This window comes from Ruegeria sp. BHSB058 (assembly GCF_059613285.1).
On record NZ_JBXWSF010000019.1, the window covers coordinates 1 to 13,432 of the forward strand.

Below are 13,432 nucleotides of genomic sequence, written 5' to 3' on the forward strand. Positions count from 1 at the left end.
GTCGTTCGACCTTGATGGTTGGATCATTCCCGCAGGCCTGAGCCCCGAGCGCAAGGCACGCGCGCTGGACTACCTGTTTTTCGCTACCGATACTCAGCGTCTGGCGGATCAAGCCAAGTACATCTCCTACGGCCCGGCCCGCAAGTCTTCGGCACCGCTGGTTGGCCAGCACGCAGAACTGGGAATCGACATGGCTCCGCACATGCCGACCGATCCTGCGAATGCTTCCAACACTCATATCTACGACTACGAGTGGTGGGCAGACAACCGTGACGACCTGAACGCAAAATTCCAAGCCTGGTTGGCGAAGTAAGCCAATACCAAATCTGCAAGGGGGCGCGTCGCCTCCTTGCAGATTTACGAAAAACGACGGTCAAACAAGACCGCTCATGCTGTGAACGGGCAGCAAGCAACGGGGAAAGTAGATGAGCGATACTACGCATACCGGCCGCGTTCTGGCCGCTGATGGGACACCGCTAAAGCGAAGTCTGGCACGGGCATTGCGAATGCAAAAAATGCGCGCGCTCATGCTGATTGCGCCACTCCTGCTCTTCGTGTTGCTGACCTTCATCCTGCCGATTGTGGACATGTTGTTCCGTTCGGTAGAGAACAATATCGTTGCGGACACTCTGCCCAATACTGTCGTTGCTCTACGGGATTGGGACCCGAATACAGGTGAAGCGCCGGACGAGGCGGTTTTCGCCGCAATGGCGGTAGACATGAAGGTTGCCGCCGAAGCCAAGTTGCATACCCGCGTGGGATCGCGTCTGAACTATGAAAACCCCGGGATTTCTTCTCTGTTTCGAAAAGCTGGTCGACGCGTCAGCAAGTGGGATACCGAAAGTGATGGTCCTTTCAAGGAGCAGTTCCTCAAAATCGACGACCGGTGGGCCGATGTCGAAGTCTGGCGCACCATCCAGACCTACTCGCCAAAGATAACCAATGGGTATTTCCTGAACTCTGTCGACCTGCGCAAAGGTAACGATGGTGTCGAAACCCGCCCGGAAAACGAGCGCATCTATATCACACTGTTCATCCGTACCTTTATCATGTCGCTTGTGATTACCGGCGCTTGCATCGTTCTGGGTTACCCGGTGGCATGGATTCTGGCCAACCTTCCGACCCGGACAGCGAACATCCTGATGATACTCGTATTGTTGCCATTCTGGACGTCGCTATTGGTGCGTACCTCTGCCTGGAAAGTGATGTTGCAGCAACAGGGCGTCATCAACGAAACGTTGGTCTGGCTGGGACTGGTCGCTGATGACTCGCGATTGGTGATGATCAATAACCAGTTCGGCACCATCGTGGCGATGACCCACATCCTGCTGCCATTCATGATCCTGCCGATGTATTCAGTCATGCAGACAATCAACCCGTCATATCTGCGTGCGGCCAAGTCTTTGGGCGCTACCAACTGGACGGCATTCTGGAGGGTCTATTTCCCGCAATCGGTGCCAGGAATCGGCGCAGGTTCGATCCTCGTGTTCATCCTCGCCATCGGCTACTACATCACGCCCGAACTCGTTGGCGGCACCAAGGGTGTCTTCATCTCCAACCGGATCGCTTTCCACATCTCGTCCTCGCTCAACTGGGGTCTGGCCGCGGCGCTCGGAACAATCCTGCTGGCGGTGGTTCTGCTGCTCTACTGGACCTACGACAAGATCGTGGGCATCGACAACGTGAAGCTGGGGTAAGAAAACATGGCACTAACACCCGTCCAACCTCAAACCCCAGGATTCGTTGCCGCCGTTGCCGGCGCTGCCGGAGCCTTTTTTGGTCTCTTCGTCGGCACAGCGCAGGGATCAGGCCTGATCGGCATCGTTGTCGGCGCGGCGCTTCTTGCTGCCTTGGGATTTGTCCTTGCAGGTATGGCCGACAAGGAAAAAACGCTGCGCTGGATCATATTTGCAGGCTTTCTTCTCGCGGGCTTCGCGCTTGGTGGTCTATCAGCAGCCGTGGTCGGCGCCCTGTTCGGCTGGTTCGCCGGCTGGTTCATCTTTTGGCTGGCAACGTCGCGCTACCGGGCGCATCTGGCCCCCTATCTGACACCAGGACAGGTGCTTTGGCACTACACTTTCCGGGTGATCTGTGGCGCGATTTTCGTGTTCCTCATCACTCCGATCCTTGTGGTGATGCCTCTCAGCTTCAATGCCCAGGACTTTTTCACCTTTACTCCGGAGATGCTGCGCTTTGATCCTGCCGGCTATTCGCTGAAACACTATCAGGATTTCTTCACAAACGATGACTGGCAACAGGCGCTCTGGAATTCGCTGAAAATTGCTCCTATGGCGACACTGCTTTCGGTTGGCTTCGGCACACTGGCAGCCATTGGTCTCAGCCAACCCCACGTGCCGTTCCGGCGTGCGATCATGGCGGTCCTGATTTCCCCAATGATCGTGCCGTTGATCATCTCGGCTGCTGGCATGTACTTTTTCTACAGCCGGATCGGCCTGCAAGGTACGTATTTCGGCGTGGTTTTGGCCCATGCGGCCCTTGGCATTCCGTTTGTCATCATCACGGTGACGGCCACGCTGGTTGGTTTTGACCGATCGCTAACTCGGGCAGCCGCGAATATGGGTGCGGGGCCGGTGACGACCTTCTTCCGAATCCAGATGCCTCTGATCCTCCCCGGAGTTATTTCCGGCGGATTGTTCGCATTCATCACGTCGTTCGACGAAGTGGTCGTGGTTCTGTTCGTAGGCTCCGCCGGTCAAAAGACGCTGCCTTGGCAGATGTTCACCGGCTTGCGCGAACAAATCTCACCGACCATTCTGGCGGTCGCGACAATTCTTGTGGTGATCTCGATTGGTCTGTTGACCACGGTCGAGATGCTGCGGCGCCGCTCGGAACGGCTCAGAGGCATGTCACCGACCTAAGACAAAGGGGCCGAAAGGCCCCTTTTCATCTTAGCCGGTTCAATAGCTGCAGCGAAGGATAGCCATCCGGCAACAGGCCTTCTGCCAACTGATAGGATCGGACCGCGTTGATGGTCAGCGGCCCGATACGCCCATCAATCTTTTCCGTATCGAACCCGGCCCGCGTCAGTCGCCGTTGCAATTCTTTTCGCTCGGAGAAGGATAGGGCGCGATCTCCACGTGGCCAGTTGGCTTGAATCGCGGCACCGCCTCCGATCCGATCCGCCAGATGCCCTACGCCAATGACATAGGCATCGGCGGAATTATAGCGTTCGAGCACTTCGAAATTGTCGAAGATCATGAAAGCTGCGCCCTGACCGCCCGCTGGCAGCAGTATTGACGCAGGTCCGAAATCAGCGACAGACTTGCCATCGGTCCCGACGACCCCCAATGCAGCCCAATCCGACGGCGCCTGTGTGTAGTCGCGTTTGGCACTGGAATAGTCGAACCCTTCGGGAAGCACGACTTCGACACCCCAGGGTTGTCCCTTGGTCCAGCCAAACCCTGCCAGATATGACGCCGTCGACGCCAACGCGTCCGACGGGTCGTCCGACCAGATGTCTCGTTTTCCATCCCCGGTGAAATCGACGGCATGTTCCAGATAGGACGTTGGCATGAATTGTGTATGCCCCATCGCGCCAGCCCAACTGCCCGTCATATCCGAAGGCGCTACATCCCCTGCCTGAACAATCCTGAGCGCGGCGAGCAACTGCGCCTCAAAGAACTGCGCACGGCGCGCATCGAACGCCAGCGTCGCCAATGACCGGATCGTGCTGTTGTTTCCCTTGAAGGAACCATAGGCACTTTCCAGTCCCCAAATCGCCAATACGACTTCTTTTTCGACACCGTATTTAGCCTCGATCCGTTCCAGCGTTGCATTGTGTTTCGCAAGTGCTGCTCTACCATTCTGCACTCGCACATCCGAAACCGCGCTGTCCAGATAGTCCCAGATCGTCTTTGTGAACTCGGATTGGTTACGATCACGCTTCACTACATCCGCGTCATATGTCACGCTTTGAAAAGCCCGATCCAGAGTCGAATGATTGATGCCCTGATCCCGCGCACGCAACTTGAATGCCCCGATCCATGCCTGGAACCGTGCGTTCGACACACTTGCACTCACTTGCTCTACCTCTTCGACCGGGCGCAAAATCGGGCGCAGCGACGTCGTAAGGTCAGCCGATGCCAAGTGAATGACGGCCTGATCGGCCCGCACCTTTGGCCGGTTCGATTGTTGCGATGTGTCCGCTGACACGCCTGTTGCCCAAATTGCGGCTAGGGCAACGCCGTTGATGCACATTTTCATTCCGGATTTCCCGATTATCTGCTCGATAACAGGGTATCGCGAATCCGACTTTTCACAAAGCAGTCAATGTTCTGTTTCGCAAAACTCCGCCGCCCGCACGTCGTGCGCGCATCGACGCCTGAGAACAAAGGACAATTTCATCCGCCCTGCAACTTCTTGGCCGTTCTCCCGCTGCCAGTGACTTTTCTTTCAGCTACTTTTCATCTCTGGCGGCGCTTGCGTTCAATCTTTCGCTTGATCTTGTCTTTCTTGCGCTTGGTACTGGCGATTTTCCTTTTCACCCCACGGCGGGCCGGCCCACGTCCTCTTGGAACCACTTGATCGTCGATGGACAGCAATTCCAGCTCCAACCCGCCGGTCACCGGAATCGCCTCGGTCAGTCGTATCGTAACACGCTGGCCAATTGCGATCAGCAGTCCGGTGTCGGCGCCCATCAGGGTCCCGGCCTCACGGTCGAAATGGAAAAATTCACGCCCGAGCGAGCGCACAGGAATCAACCCGTCAGCACCGGTTTCATCAAGCTTAACAAACGCCCCAAAGCGCGCTATGCCGCTGATACGGCCTGTGAATTCGTTGCCGACCCGCTCACTCAGATAGGCTGCAAGATATCGGTCTGTCGTGTCACGTTCGGCCATCATAGACCGACGCTCGGTATCCGATATGTGGTTTGCGGTTTCCTCAAGGCGATCAATTTCATCCTCAGTCAAACCATCTTTGCCCCACCCATGCGCGGAAATCAGCGCCCGATGCACAATTAGATCCGAGTATCGTCGGATCGGGGAAGTGAAATGCGCGTAATTTCGCAGGGCCAACCCGAAATGGCCAAAATTCTCCGGGCTGTAGTAAGCCTGCGCCATCGAACGGAGGGTGCTGAGATTGATCAGCTCCGCCTCATCCGTTCCCGCCGCCGCATTCAGCAGCGCATTCAAGTGCCGGGTTTGCAGCACCTGTCCCTTGGCCAGGTTCAGCCCTGCAGCCTGAGCGGTTTCACGCAAGGATTCAAGCTTCTCTGGCGCCGGTTCCTCATGTACCCGGAACAGCAGCGGACGCCGCTTGGCGATCAGGGTTTCGGCGGCAGAGACATTCGCCAGAATCATGAACTCTTCGATCAGTCGGTGCGCATCCAGCCGTTCCCGGAAGGCAACGCTTTCGACATGGCCGTTGTCCCCCAACACGATCTTGCGCTCGGGCAGGTCCAGATCCAGCGGCTGCCGCGCCTCGCGAGCCGCTTTCAACGCATGATAAGCGGAATAGAGCGGCTTCAGAACGTCACTTAGCAATGGGTCTGTGCGATCATTCGGATTGCCGTCTATCGCGTCCTGCACCTCGGCATAGTTCAGCGCGGCCGCCGAGCGCATCAGACCTCGCACGAAACGATGGCCAAGCTTGTTGCCATCGGCGTCGATCTGCATCCGGACGGCAATACAGGCGCGCGGCACGCCTTCGTGCAGCGAACACAAATCGCCTGACAACCGATCCGGCAGCATGGGCACTACGCGATCCGGGAAATAACTCGAATTGCCGCGCTTTCGGGCTTCTCGGTCCAACGCCGTACCGGGTCGGACATAGGCGGCAACGTCCGCAATAGCGACCCAGATGACGTGTCCGCCGGGATTCTTCGGATCGTCATCTGCATGGGCATAGCAGGCGTCATCCCGATCCCTCGCATCCGATGGGTCGATCGTGACTAGCGGCATGTCGCGCAGATCTTCGCGCCCTTCCAGGCCCGCAGGTTTGCAGCTGTCTGCTTCTTCGATCACCGCATCCGGAAAATCGTCAGGAATGCCATGCTGGTGAATGGCGATCAACGACACCGCCTTGGGCGCAGACGGATCGCCCAATCGTTCAACAATGCGCGCACGCGGCAGTCCCATGCGGTTCTTGGGGCCTGCTTGTTCAGCCTCGACCAGTTCACCGTCCTTGGCCCCATGCACGGCCCCTTCCGGCACCAGCCACTCGGTCTGACCCGCCTTGTCGATAGGAACAATGCGGCCGCCTTCAGCGCCTTTCCGGAAGATGCCGACAATTCGGCGCGGATTGGCACCGATACGGCGGATGAGGCGCGCCTCATAGTTGTGATCTTCCTCGTGTACAAGAGTCAGGCGCGCCAGAATCCGGTCGCCTTCGCCCAACGCCGGGTCACTTGCACGTGGGATGACCACCACGATTGGTTCAACCCCTTCTCCATGCCATTCCAACGGCCGGGCGAACAGGTCGCCATCGGCGTTCGGCGCTTTGACTTGCAGAACGCTGACTGGCGGCAAACGATCCGGGTCGCGATAGCTGCGCCGGCGTTTTTCCAGATGTCCTTCGACCTCTAGTTCCTTGAGAACACGCTTGAGGTCAATACGATCCGAGCCCTTGATCCCAAAGGCCTTGGCGATATCGCGTTTCGAGGTCAGGGTTGGGTGCGCCGAGATCCATTCAAGAATCTCCTGCTTGGAAGGAATGCGAGTCATGTTTCCGCCGTAGCACGACCGCAAACCTTCGTCATCGCAAAAGCGACGAAGCCCGCCCGGTCACCATGGTCGCTTCCAGATCGGATGACGTGTCCACGTCCCTAAGCCGATCCACCAATGCGACCCGACAGCCGGAAACGGATGCCAGAGTATCCGCCAATGCGTGCTCGGTCGACCATCTCACATCCCGAAACAGGCTCCGCGGTAGAACACGTGCATGCCGTGCCCCGACCAGCCAGTACCCGCCATCAACTGACGGGCCAAAGACCATGTCGGCCCCGCCAAGGGCCGCGAATGCACGTCTCACATGATCACGCCCAACGCCTGGAATATCTGCCCCGATCAGGCAGACGGCGCCGTTTTGCACGGACCGCAATTGCCGGGTCATTCGGGCACCCAAATCCCCGCAGCCTTGCGGCGATCGCGGCAAATCAGCGGGCCAGACCCGGCTGGCCAGACCCTCCCGATCCGGCGCAACGGCCAATACGATCCGCCAGCGTGGATCGCGCAGCCGCCGGATCAGCGCGCGCGTTTGATGCCGAAACCACCATGCCGCCCTCACCATGCCCATGTCCTGCCCTAGCCGCGTTTTGACGCGACCGGGACGAGGCTCCTTGACCATGATGACCAGTGTTTTCTGCATCGGTCAGGAAAAATAGTCACGCAAGATACGGGCATAGATTGCCTTGAGTTGGTGAATCTGCGCAACCTCGACGCACTCATCCACCTGGTGCATGGTTTTTCCGACCAGACCGAACTCGACCACCGGGCAGTGGGTCATAACAAAACGGGCATCCGAGGTCCCGCCCGTAGTTGACAGAACGGGCGATATGCCGGTTTCGGCCTCTACGGCTTTTGCAACTAGATCGGACAGCTCACCGGGAGGTGTCAGGAAACTCTCGCCCGATATCTTGACCTTCACATCGATTTGAACACCGAATTCCCCGGCAACATGATCGGTCTCGCCTTGCAGCCATTCAGTCAGGCTCGCACCTGAGTGGAGGTCATTAAACCGGATATTGATCGCGGCTTTGCACTGTGCCGGAATGACATTTGTGGCCGAGTTTCCAGTGTCAATCGTGACAACCGCCAAAGTCGAGGGGTCGAAATGGTCGGTTCCGGAATCCAGCTTGTGACTCGCCAGACGATCCATAAGGCGCGCCATCGCCGGCAGGGGGTTCTTGGCCCGGTGCGGATAGGCCGAATGCCCCTGCACTCCGGTCACCGTGAACCATGCTGTCATCGACCCGCGCCGACCGATTTTGATCATCTCGCCCATGTGGTCCGGGCAGGTCGGTTCACCCACCAGACAAGCCGACATGCGCTCGCCTGCCTGATCCATGTAGTCCAGCAGTGCGGTTGTGCCGTCTATGGCGTCCCCTTCTTCATCTCCGGTGATGGTCAGGACAATGGCACCGTCCGGCGGCGTCTGCCGCACGAAATCCACTGCGGCAGCAACAAACGCTGCGACGCCCGACTTCATGTCTGTCGCACCTCGGCCATACAAGGTTCCCTCCCGTATCTCTGCCCCGAATGGAGAGACACTCCACGCTGCCTCGTCACCGACAGGAACCACGTCCGTGTGCCCGTTGAACCCAAAACTGCGGGCGTGCGCCTTGTCGCCCCAACGTGCAAACAGGTTGCTAACGCTGCCGCGGTCAACCCGAACGCAAACGAACCCGGCCTCGGCGAGCACGCGTTCCAACAGAATCAGAGCGCCACCTTCGTAGGGTGTCACCGAAGGGCAGCGGATCAGTTCGGCTGTCAGTTGTACTGCGTCTGTTGGCGTCATCGGGTCACTCTCGTTTCAGGGTTCGGGTTAAAAGCACACATTCTATGAATCGTCCAGATTGCCAACCCTTGGGCACGGAATTCCTAAAAGCGTGATGAAACGACAAATTCTACCACAAAAAACCGAAAACAACGCCGAGTGAACTGGCGTTAACCTTGCCCGACTGACCCAAATTGCGATAGAGGGCCGCAAACAGGTGATACACAGCGATGCGCACACTTCTTGCCATACTATGCCTGACTATCGTGGTTCTGTCCCAGCAAAGCCAGGCGCAAACACTGACGGTCACGACAGTGACCCGTCCGCCGTTTTCATTTATCGAGGATGGTGCGGATACAGGTTTTTCCATCGACCTGTTAAACGCGCTCGCACGCTCGCTTAATGCTGCCTACACCATCAAAAGGGTCGACGGATTCTCCGACATGCTGGAAACCGTCGAAAAGGGCGATGCGGAACTGGCCATCGCCAATATCTCGATTACCGCTTCGCGCGAAACGCGAATGGATTTCAGCCAGCCGATATTCGAGGCGGGCTTGCAGATAATGGTGCCGTCCGATGCCGCGCGCAGCCCTTCGCTGCTCAATGCATTGCTGGTCCGAGAACTGTTCATTGCCATTGGGTTGGCGTTCGGCGTTCTCTTGGGCGGTGGAATGGTAATGTGGTATTTTGAGCGACGCGCTCAACCCTATTTCGATCGCAAACTGCACGAGGCCTGGTTTCCCTCGTTCTGGTGGGCGTTGAACCTAGTGGTGAATGGCGGGTTCGAGGAACGTGTGCCGAGAACTGCATTCGGCCGGGTTTTTGGCGTGATACTGGTCGTCTCTTCCCTCTTTATTGTTTCGGTTTTCACCGCCAAGATCACTTCGGTCATGACCGTCGATGCCATCAGCGGCGCAGTAAATTCGATCAACGATCTGTATGGCAAACGGGTCGGAACGATCAGCAACTCCACCGCCGCGAGTTTTCTCGAACGACGCGAACTTGAGTATGCGGGTTACGACGGGTTGACGCCGTTGCTGGCTGATTTCGAGGAAGGGGAACTGGATGCGGTTGTGTTCGATGCGCCCATTCTGTCATATTATGCCACCCATGATGGACGCAAGAAGGCTACGATGGCCGGTAATGTGTTCCTGAGGGAGAATTACGGGATCGCTTTCCCGTCTGGCTCTCCGCTGGTCGAAGACGTCAATCAGGCACTTTTGGCGCTGCGCGAAGACGGCACCTATGACAAGATCTATCGCAAGTGGTTCGGTGTCAGGAACTGACCGTCAGATCTGTCCGACCTCGTCGTAAAACGGCGTCATCTGCGCCACGATCACTGCGTTTTCTTCCAGCGCCCTCTGCATCAAGGCACGCTCTTCAGCGTCGATCTCGTGACCTTCCGCCTCACGCTCTTCCAAGGTTCCGTAACCGGTAACGTCCAGCGGGGCAGTATCGGCTTGCTTGAGGATCGCGACCGTCTCGCGCACCGCCTCTGCCTCGTCCACGCCGCTGGCATAGCACATCAGAGCCGCTCCAGTTGCATCTTTGGGCAGCCCATCGCCTTCCTTGCGACCGATCTGGACCAGCAGCGTATAAACCTGCTGGCGCGATGCCTTCTTTTTCTTTTCCATGCAGCCGCCTTACCCTTGCGGCATTGACCGGTCAACCGAATCCGCTCAAGGCAGGCAAGTCGGCAGTCTGAAATCCTGTTGCGCACCTTTCTTGGTGGCCCATTAACTCCCTTGGTGACGGCCAGTTCAGTCGCGCAACAACTCATTTATACCGGTTTTCGAGCGGGTCTTTTCGTCCACCCGTTTCACGATCACGGCGCAATACAGGTTGATCCCATTCTTAGATGGCATCGAGCCTGCAACCACCACCGAATAAGGCGGCACTTCACCATACATCACTTCGCCGGAGTCGCGGTCGACGATCTTGGTCGACTTGCCGATGAACACCCCCATGCCCAGGACCGAGCCTTCGCGCACGATGCAGCCCTCGACCACTTCCGAACGTGCCCCGATAAAGCAGTTGTCCTCGATAATGGTCGGACCCGCCTGCATCGGTTCCAGCACGCCGCCGATGCCGACACCTCCCGACAGGTGCACGTTCTTGCCGATCTGGGCGCAAGACCCGACGGTGGCCCAAGTGTCCACCATGGTGCCGCTGTCGACATAAGCGCCGAGGTTTACAAACGACGGCATCAGCACCACACCCGGCGCGATATAGGCCGATTTACGCACGATGCAGTTTGGCACTGCCCGGAACCCGGCGGCGGTCCACTCATTGTCGCCCCAGCCCTTGAACTTACTGTCGACCTTGTCCCACCAATGGCCGCCCTGCGGGCCGCCATCCTGTTGCTCCATGTCTTTCAGCCGGAACCCCAGCAGCACGGCCTTCTTGGCCCACTGGTTCACGTGCCAGTCGCCGTTTTCCATCTTCTCGGCCACGCGCAGGTTGCCGCTGTCCAGCGCGTTCAGCGTGGCCTCAATGGCTTCACGGGTTTCGCCGCCGGTGGACGGCGTGACGGTGTCGCGCGCCTCCCAGGCGGCTTCGATGGCGGCTTCCAGCTGCGCGTTGGACATGGGTCTACTCCCTGCAGAATCTCGTCACGTTGGTGTGGCCTATAAGCAAGCAGGGGCCAAGACGCAATGCGACGCTCATTGGCCCCTTTGCGTCAGTCGTCGCCAAGGGCGCCCAACGCCGCAAACATTTCGCGGTCGTTGCCAGTTCCCGCGTTGGGGGCGGTCAGCAAAACATCCCCATAAAAGACCGAGTTCGCGCCAGCCAGGAAACACAGCGCTTGTTCGGCCGTTGAGAATTCAGACCGCCCTGCAGACAGGCGCACGCGCGCCTTGGGCATGATGACCCGGGCGGTTGCCACCATGCGCACCAGATCAAAGATTCCGACCTTTTTGCGATGCGCCAGCGGTGTGCCCTCGATCGGGATCAGCGCATTAATCGGAACGCTTTCCGGATGCGGGTTGAAGGTCGCCAGAACCTGCAGCATCGAGGCGCGATCACGCAGGCTTTCGCCCATTCCGATGATGCCACCGCAACACAGGTCGATGCCTGCGTCCCGGCAATAGGACAGAGTTTCCAGTCGGTCCTGATAGGTTCGCGTCCCGATGATCGCGCCATAGAACTCCGGCGATGTGTCAAGGTTGTGATTGTAGGCGGTCAATCCAGCGTTGGCGAGCCGATTGGCCTGATGCTGCTTCAGCATACCCAAGGTCACGCAGGCCTCCATACCCAGCGCACGCACACCCGAGACCATCTCCAGCACATTGTCGAACTCTTCTCCGTCGCGGACCTGTCTCCAGGCCGCACCCATGCAAAACCGTTCTGCCCCGGCCTCCTTGGCTCGTTTGGCAAGCGACAAAACCTGCTCCGGGTTCATCAGTCTTTCCTTGGTCAACTCTACCTCTCGGTGATGCGCCGATTGCGGGCAATAGGCACAATCCTCGGGACAGCCACCGGTCTTGATCGATAGCAGGCTGGCTTTTTGAATGTCTTCGGGGTCGTGATGAATACGGTGAACCGCATTCGCGCGCCCCACCAAGTCCAGCAAGGGAAGGCGCAACAGCGCCTCCACCTCGTCCACCGACCAATCGCTGCGGAGGGTTTGGCCCTGATCAAGCATCCGATTTGGTCCCGCGAATTTTGGCCATCAGGCCGCCGGGGAGCCCCAGAACAATGATAGCTGCCAGCGTGATTTTGACCAGATCGCCCGCGACAAAGGGAGTAAAGCCATAGGCCAGCACCTTATCCGACGGCACAAACTGCGCGAGCCAAGCCAACCCAAACCCATAAACCACGCCCAACCCCAACAGCATAGCGGGCCACAGAAATAACCTGCGCAGATTGCCGGCAGCCCAGCCGACCATCGCGGCCGCCACAACAAAGCCCAACAGGTATCCGCCGGTGCCACCGAACATGTAAGCCAGACCGATGCCCTTTTCCGGGGTTCCCGCGAATACGGGGAAGCCGGCGGCCCCCGCAACAAGATATCCAACCAGCGTGGCGGTTCCCAAACGAGCACCATAAGCGGCGGCTATTGCCATGACCGCGGCTACCTGGAGCGTCATCGGCACGGGCCAGAACGGAACCTGCACCTTGGCGCTGAGTGTCAACAGAAGAACGCCCACGGCTATGCGCAGAGCCTGACCGGACAGGCCCAACGCTCCAACAGAAGGAAGGGCGGCTTGGTGAGAGGGTTTCATGCATCGCTCCATTTTATAGATTTAATTTCTCGACTTTAAATAGGATTACATTTTTTATCTATAAATTATCAAGGCACAAAAAGTCACATCATAACGTGTTGTTATAAATGATTTTAATTAACTACCGGGCACGGCGAATGTGTTTGGTAAGAACCGAGATCGCCGAAGGAGCATCCCGACGCTTCAACGCCTGAATGATTGCCGCATGATCGGCGTCCGTTCTCTGCGCCCATTTCTGACGCCATTGCGCGAACATATGACGAGCATTGGCAATATGCAGGTCATCAATGGCATGCAGCAGCCTTGGCATGGCACAGGGTGTCAGAACCGAGCGGTGAAAGGCGCGATTTCGCGCTTCCCAAGTTGGCATATCCTTCGCCTCGTCGCACGCCGCCCGCGCCTCGTCTGCCGCCTTGATCGCGGTCGGCGTCATGTTTTGAACCGAATGCTGCAGCGCCAGCGATTCCAGCGCCACCCGCATCTCGATCACTTCGCGCACTTCAGCAGGGTTCAAGGCGGTCACACGCATACCGCGGCGCGGCTCGCTTTCTGCCAACCCGTGCGCCTCAAGCCTCAGCAATGCCTCGCGCACCGGAACGTGGCTGGTCTCATAGGCGCGCGCGATATGATCCTGCCGCAACTTTTCACCCGCAGGCAACGTGCCGGTGATGATTTGCCGGCTGAGGCGGTCATAAATCTTGTCGGCAATCGTTGCGGTCATGAATTATAGATAAAACCCGCAAAGCTCATGC

The 13,432-nt window shown here is 58.0% G+C and carries 13 protein-coding genes; 4 read left to right on the top strand and 9 right to left on the bottom strand.

What is annotated here, in order from left to right; genetic code table 11:
* The 3 genes from AC2FNB_RS07140 to AC2FNB_RS07150 form a co-directional block, all read left to right on the top strand.
* Positions 1-313, top strand: a 313-nt coding sequence (locus AC2FNB_RS07140; RefSeq protein WP_496745355.1) for an extracellular solute-binding protein, incomplete at its 5' end; no start/stop codon positions are given.
* Between the two features lie 112 nt (positions 314-425).
* Entirely contained in the window at positions 426-1,697 is a 1,272-nt protein-coding gene (locus AC2FNB_RS07145; protein ID WP_496745357.1) for an ABC transporter permease, read from the top strand.
* Between the two features lie 6 nt (positions 1,698-1,703).
* Positions 1,704-2,879: an ABC transporter permease gene (locus tag AC2FNB_RS07150; protein ID WP_496745359.1), complete on the top strand. Its 1,176-nt coding sequence runs from the start codon at positions 1,704-1,706 to the stop codon at positions 2,877-2,879.
* Between the two features lie 25 nt (positions 2,880-2,904).
* On the opposite strand, the gene AC2FNB_RS07155 is transcribed toward AC2FNB_RS07150, so the two are convergent.
* The 4 genes from AC2FNB_RS07155 to dapE form a co-directional block, all read right to left on the bottom strand.
* Positions 2,905-4,224, bottom strand: coding sequence for a lytic murein transglycosylase (locus tag AC2FNB_RS07155; RefSeq protein ID WP_496745361.1), 1,320 nt, complete (start codon positions 4,222-4,224; stop codon positions 2,905-2,907).
* A gap of 200 nt (positions 4,225-4,424) precedes the next feature.
* Positions 4,425-6,683, bottom strand: a complete 2,259-nt coding sequence (gene rnr, locus AC2FNB_RS07160) for a ribonuclease R (protein WP_496745362.1) — start codon at positions 6,681-6,683, stop codon at positions 4,425-4,427.
* 31 nt (positions 6,684-6,714) lie between these two features.
* The gene (locus tag AC2FNB_RS07165; RefSeq protein WP_496745364.1) at positions 6,715-7,326 is read right to left on the bottom strand and encodes a TIGR04282 family arsenosugar biosynthesis glycosyltransferase; all 612 of its coding nucleotides are present in this window, start codon (positions 7,324-7,326) and stop codon (positions 6,715-6,717) included.
* 3 nt (positions 7,327-7,329) lie between these two features.
* On the bottom strand, positions 7,330-8,475 hold the full coding sequence (gene dapE, locus AC2FNB_RS07170; RefSeq protein ID WP_496745366.1) for a succinyl-diaminopimelate desuccinylase: 1,146 nt from the start codon (positions 8,473-8,475) through the stop codon (positions 7,330-7,332).
* A gap of 209 nt (positions 8,476-8,684) precedes the next feature.
* On the opposite strand from dapE, the gene AC2FNB_RS07175 reads away from it, so the two are divergent.
* The gene (locus tag AC2FNB_RS07175; protein ID WP_496745368.1) at positions 8,685-9,740 is read left to right on the top strand and encodes a transporter substrate-binding domain-containing protein; all 1,056 of its coding nucleotides are present in this window, start codon (positions 8,685-8,687) and stop codon (positions 9,738-9,740) included.
* Positions 9,741-9,743: 3 nt separating this feature from the next.
* On the opposite strand, the gene AC2FNB_RS07180 is transcribed toward AC2FNB_RS07175, so the two are convergent.
* The 5 genes from AC2FNB_RS07180 to AC2FNB_RS07200 all read right to left on the bottom strand — a co-directional run bounded on the left by AC2FNB_RS07180 (position 9,744) and on the right by AC2FNB_RS07200 (position 13,401).
* Positions 9,744-10,088 (bottom strand): DUF8846 family protein, encoded by a 345-nt coding sequence (locus AC2FNB_RS07180; RefSeq protein WP_480748931.1) that lies wholly within the window; start codon positions 10,086-10,088, stop codon positions 9,744-9,746.
* 126 nt (positions 10,089-10,214) lie between these two features.
* A complete protein-coding gene (gene dapD / locus AC2FNB_RS07185; RefSeq protein WP_496745370.1) occupies positions 10,215-11,042 on the bottom strand; it encodes a 2,3,4,5-tetrahydropyridine-2,6-dicarboxylate N-succinyltransferase in 828 nt (275 codons plus the stop codon).
* Between the two features lie 92 nt (positions 11,043-11,134).
* Complete coding sequence (gene bioB, locus AC2FNB_RS07190; protein ID WP_480748933.1) at positions 11,135-12,100, bottom strand: biotin synthase BioB; 966 nt, start codon at positions 12,098-12,100, stop codon at positions 11,135-11,137.
* On the bottom strand, positions 12,093-12,680 hold the full coding sequence (locus tag AC2FNB_RS07195) for a biotin transporter BioY (protein WP_496745372.1): 588 nt from the start codon (positions 12,678-12,680) through the stop codon (positions 12,093-12,095). Before AC2FNB_RS07195 ends, bioB begins: the two co-directional genes overlap by 8 nt.
* A gap of 121 nt (positions 12,681-12,801) precedes the next feature.
* Positions 12,802-13,401: a GntR family transcriptional regulator gene (locus tag AC2FNB_RS07200; protein WP_480748935.1), complete on the bottom strand. Its 600-nt coding sequence runs from the start codon at positions 13,399-13,401 to the stop codon at positions 12,802-12,804.
* Between the last annotated feature and the right edge of the window lie 31 nt (positions 13,402-13,432).

What these genes read in the sequence shown, in the direction of transcription:
- AC2FNB_RS07145 (WP_496745357.1), top strand. Translation starts at nt 426, where the DNA reads ATGAGCGATACTACGCATACCGGCCGCGTTCTGGCCGCTGATGGGACA.
- AC2FNB_RS07150 (WP_496745359.1), top strand. Translation starts at nt 1,704, where the DNA reads ATGGCACTAACACCCGTCCAACCTCAAACCCCAGGATTCGTTGCCGCC.
- AC2FNB_RS07155 (WP_496745361.1), bottom strand. Translation starts at nt 4,224, where the DNA reads ATGAAAATGTGCATCAACGGCGTTGCCCTAGCCGCAATTTGGGCAACA.
- rnr (WP_496745362.1), bottom strand. Translation starts at nt 6,683, where the DNA reads ATGACTCGCATTCCTTCCAAGCAGGAGATTCTTGAATGGATCTCGGCG.
- AC2FNB_RS07165 (WP_496745364.1), bottom strand. Translation starts at nt 7,326, where the DNA reads ATGCAGAAAACACTGGTCATCATGGTCAAGGAGCCTCGTCCCGGTCGC.
- dapE (WP_496745366.1), bottom strand. Translation starts at nt 8,475, where the DNA reads ATGACGCCAACAGACGCAGTACAACTGACAGCCGAACTGATCCGCTGC.
- AC2FNB_RS07175 (WP_496745368.1), top strand. Translation starts at nt 8,685, where the DNA reads ATGCGCACACTTCTTGCCATACTATGCCTGACTATCGTGGTTCTGTCC.
- AC2FNB_RS07180 (WP_480748931.1), bottom strand. Translation starts at nt 10,088, where the DNA reads ATGGAAAAGAAAAAGAAGGCATCGCGCCAGCAGGTTTATACGCTGCTG.
- dapD (WP_496745370.1), bottom strand. Translation starts at nt 11,042, where the DNA reads ATGTCCAACGCGCAGCTGGAAGCCGCCATCGAAGCCGCCTGGGAGGCG.
- bioB (WP_480748933.1), bottom strand. Translation starts at nt 12,100, where the DNA reads ATGCTTGATCAGGGCCAAACCCTCCGCAGCGATTGGTCGGTGGACGAG.
- AC2FNB_RS07195 (WP_496745372.1), bottom strand. Translation starts at nt 12,680, where the DNA reads ATGAAACCCTCTCACCAAGCCGCCCTTCCTTCTGTTGGAGCGTTGGGC.
- AC2FNB_RS07200 (WP_480748935.1), bottom strand. Translation starts at nt 13,401, where the DNA reads ATGACCGCAACGATTGCCGACAAGATTTATGACCGCCTCAGCCGGCAA.